Here is a 4,206-nt window from a genome sequence, read left to right on the forward strand (position 1 = left end):
ATGCAACTTTTGTGTGATTTATGTCGATTCGTTCGGCATTTGTTCAAATGTAGGGAGAATGAACCGGTTAGCTCACATCTTTTTTGCTTTATTAGTAAAAAGGGTGTCGAATATTATTCATCTGAAAGATAGCGTTTGGCGGCATCCAATAAACTGGAAAATTTCAGGGGCTCTTTTCCTTCTTCGGGACAGACTTTGATCACTTCGTCGAGCGCACGCAGAAGGGCTTCGCGGTTGCTTTTCCCGTCCACCTTGCAGTGCTCGCTCTTGATCAGTGGCGCCAGAAGCGTCAGGAACTGGTGTGTCGACCCGTGGAAGACGACCCGGTCTTTCCACTCCATATCTTCCTCCAGGGCTGCGTGTTCCAGGATACGGTTCACCTGGTTACAGCGTTTTACTAACTCGTGCAGCTGCTTTTCCGCTGGCTGCAGCGTCTCATTTAATTCTTGCAACATCCGGTTCAGGCCGGCGGCTTCAATTTTTTTTTCATGCTGATTGTTTGTTTGTATTATAAAACGACAAAGCCCCGGAAGTGTTACCATCTTCCGGGACTTATCTTTTGTATGCTTTCATCCTTCACAGGGTTACCGGCTACATTGAACTTTTAAATTCAATATACTTTAGTATTATTAATATTAAATCTGAGCGCTTGTTCACCTGTCACAGGTTACTTGAAAACTGAAATCTCCGCGCGTTCTATTTTAGAATTATTTGATTATCATTTCATTCTTATTTTACGATTGCTTTTACAGCTTCTTCGCCTTCAACGGCTACGACAACTACACCGGCAGGAGTAGCGATCGTTGCGTCGCTTGAAGTCAGAACCGTGTTGGCAACTGTCTGGCCTAAGATGTTAGTGATAACAACCTTCTTGCCTTCAGCACCTACGATCTGAACACCACCGTTAGCAGCGATAACTTTCACTTCTGATACGACAGGAGCAGCTTCGTTTTCTGTTGCAATATCGTCTTTGTTACCTTTTTCTACATTGAAGATCAATGCATCGTCACCATTAGTGATCTCTTCGAAAGAAGAAGAGCTTCCGGCAGTACCAGACATAACAAGGCAGCCATTCTGCATCTTCAACCAACAACCGGCAACCGGAGCAATATCATTCTCACCTTCTTGTTTCATAGATTCCATCAAGAATGCACGGTCGTCTTCTACCTCGTTAGCTGCAACTGCAGGATTAACGAAACGCATTGACCAAGTCACATACTTATGTTCCTTACCCCTCAGGTCTTTAATGTATTCTTTGTCATACTTGCCATCCTTAACAGCTTTCTTAATTACAGCCGTGTCGAATGTAGCAGGAGTTACATCGGCAAACTGACCGGTCAGGATATACAGGCTATCACCCATGTGAGCGGCTTTCACGAAACCGGCACGGGTATAACCCTTCCAGCTATAGTTGTCTTTGTTGCCGGTAGCATTTGCTACAGAGTCAGCGAAGTTAACCAGGTATTTACCGAAGTTGAAGCCCGGAATAGCCGGTGTCGCATGGATACAATGGTATTCGTCTGTCTCATTACCATTAATATCATAGTGCGGTGCTTTATCTGGACATGCTACGCCCGGAACAGTCGGTTTGTCTGTACGGTCGATAGAGATCAGGTACTGCGGTTTGAGATCGCCGTTATCACGGTTAACAAGAGCAGTGTCGACGATGAATGATTTGCCGTCTTTGGTAAAGTCCGGAGTATAGAGACCTAAGAAGTCGATGCCCTTAACCTTGAAGTTTTCGTTAGCTTCAACCTGCAGGTATTCTTTGCGGTACTTTTCTACGAAACGCAATGTATCGGCAGCATCACCTTCATTACCTTCCAGCTTCAAAGAGTTGAAACGACGATACAAAGGAGCGTCATATTTACCGATGAAGAAGGTAGATGTTCTTGTTTCGTTCATTTCCTGATCTTTCAGTACTACGGAAGCATCAGATACACCGACTTTTGTGTACCTTTCATCATCCGTTCCTTTACCCTCCTTTATAGCCAGCAATGCATGATAATGCTTGTTGTTTGTCAAGTCGTTTTCTTCCTTGAACAGGAAAGGAGTTGCACTTAAATTACTTGTAAACACATATTGGTTTTCCTTATTCTTAGCCAGATACAGTTTACCTTTTGCAGTAGGAGCATAAACGTTATAAGCCCGTCTGTATAATTGTTTCAAACCTTTGATACGGCCTGCAACATCGTCAGTAACTTCAAAACCATACGAACGAATATCCTCGCCTACGATAGCCTCAATCTCTAACGGTTGTGCACCGTCGGTAGCCAAAGCCAAAGAGTCTTTTGATGACTTCACGATATACTTGTTATCTGCATAATCGTGCAGGTAGTTGAATGTATAGCGGTTTACTAACAGAGAGTCTTTTTCGAAGTTCTTATAACCTAACAGGCTATCACCCAAAATAGCCAGATCGGTGATCTGAACGAGTTTCAGAGAGTCGGTAGTTTTAATCTTTGTATCACATTTACCACTCTCTTTTTCAAAGAGGACTTCAGCACCTACATACAGGCAGCTTCCGGCATCTTTTTGGTTAAACTGGACAGATGTACCGTCTACTGTTTTATTTACAATAAACTCACGGTTAGTTATCGTTACAGGAGAAGTTTCAGAATACACCTGATCCTTCAAAATAACCCACTGGTAAGCCGGCATGTGAGCCACTTCTTGCAAACCACCGTCTACTGTTACCCATTTAACATCAGAAACGGAAACTTTGTTATATGTGTTGTAAATAGGAGCAGCCAGGAACTGACCTGCCTTGTTCTGAATGTAATATACACCGTCTTTTACGGCAGCAGCAGTACCCTTAACAACGGGAGCGGCCAGGTAGAACGGAAGGTTATTATCCTCATTTGCTTGATCCAAAGTCAGTACATTTGCATCACTCAACTTCTGGAAAGAAAGAGTGGTATAATCCGCAAGAGTACTATTATCATCTCCCCAATATGTCTCTTTGCCAAATACTTCTTTAGTGGCATCTCCTTTTTTCTTCAAAGCTTTAGTACCTACAGCTACGATCACACTATCCTTGAACAAATCGCTTGTGAACTTGAATTCAAATGCTTCTTGTGCAAGACCACCATCACGACCTAAAGAGTCTATGCCTGTAAGAGCTTTACTTGCATCCAGAGCTGCTTTCCCTTCAGCGACAGCAAGCTTATACCATTTATCCTTATTATCAGACACGCCATCCCAGTAAGCTGTATCGATATGAGCAAAGTTGAATGAAGGTTTGCCATCAGAACCGATTTTGTTCAAAACAACACAATCGGTAGTTGTTGCAGCTAAAGAACTTGTTGTAGAACCTGCGTACACATAATCATCAGCTTTAGTAGCTCCACCATTTGCAACAATTGTCTGTGCCTGCCACTTTCCGCCAGCAAAGATATTGCCCTTCAGAGTCAGACTTGTACCCATAGTGAAGTACTTTTCAGCAGCATTATCACCCTGTGTGTTCAAATCTTTAGCGGAAAGAGTAAGAGTACCGGGCTGAACAGCCTGGATTGAAAGAATAGATCCTTCTTTAAGACTTGTATATTTCTTTGCATTTGCATACTTAATTGCAAAAACAGTACCTTTAGTAGTGTTCACTACTAACTGCATCGTTGAGTCTACATGAAAAGCACATGTCAACTCTGCGAGATCAGCAAGACCGGTTGCGTCATCATTATTTTTAACGTAAGTCCAGCTTGTTTCCGTGGGAGTCATTTGATATGCTTTATCGGCGTCATCCGGAGCAACAACCTCGCTCATGCCGGAAGCATCAATCGCATTTGCAGGATCAAAAGAAAGTGTCTCACCTGTTTGTTTATTTGTAAAGACATAACGGTTAGAACCTTCTACAGAATTCGCCTTGATACTCCAAAGTATCTGGCTAACATCAGCTGCTGTGTTAAAACCACTAATAGTTCCAGCCATAGCTCTTCCCTCAATATCTTTAGCTATGTACACGCCTGCTGCAACAGGGCCTGGTGCACTGATCTTAGCCGTACTCAGTACATAATAGCGAGTACCACTCGCTAACTGTTCAATTTTTGAAACGTTAGCGACATCGATGCCTGTAGGAGATGGATCAGCATTCGCTGTCAACGAACCGACCAGCAGAGCGCCGGTCAAAAGTGTAGAAAACTTTTTGTTCATAATTTAATAATTTAATTAGTAATAAAACTTATGTGTTATATAATGTATAGCATCTCG

Annotated in this window: 2 protein-coding genes; both read right to left on the minus strand. The window is 42.7% G+C overall.

Annotation, left to right across the window (positions count from 1 at the left end; genetic code table 11):
- Nucleotides 1-113: 113 nt before the first annotated feature.
- Nucleotides 114-542, minus strand: a complete 429-nt coding sequence (locus DWU89_RS20185) for a hypothetical protein (protein ID WP_115501422.1) — start codon at nt 540-542, stop codon at nt 114-116.
- 187 nt (nt 543-729) lie between these two features.
- Nucleotides 730-4,149, minus strand: coding sequence for a DUF6383 domain-containing protein (locus DWU89_RS20190; RefSeq protein ID WP_115501423.1), 3,420 nt, complete (start codon nt 4,147-4,149; stop codon nt 730-732).
- Nucleotides 4,150-4,206: the final 57 nt, after the last annotated feature.

The sequence above is a fragment of the Parabacteroides acidifaciens genome (genome assembly GCF_003363715.1).
GTDB classification, from domain to species: domain Bacteria; phylum Bacteroidota; class Bacteroidia; order Bacteroidales; family Tannerellaceae; genus Parabacteroides; species Parabacteroides acidifaciens.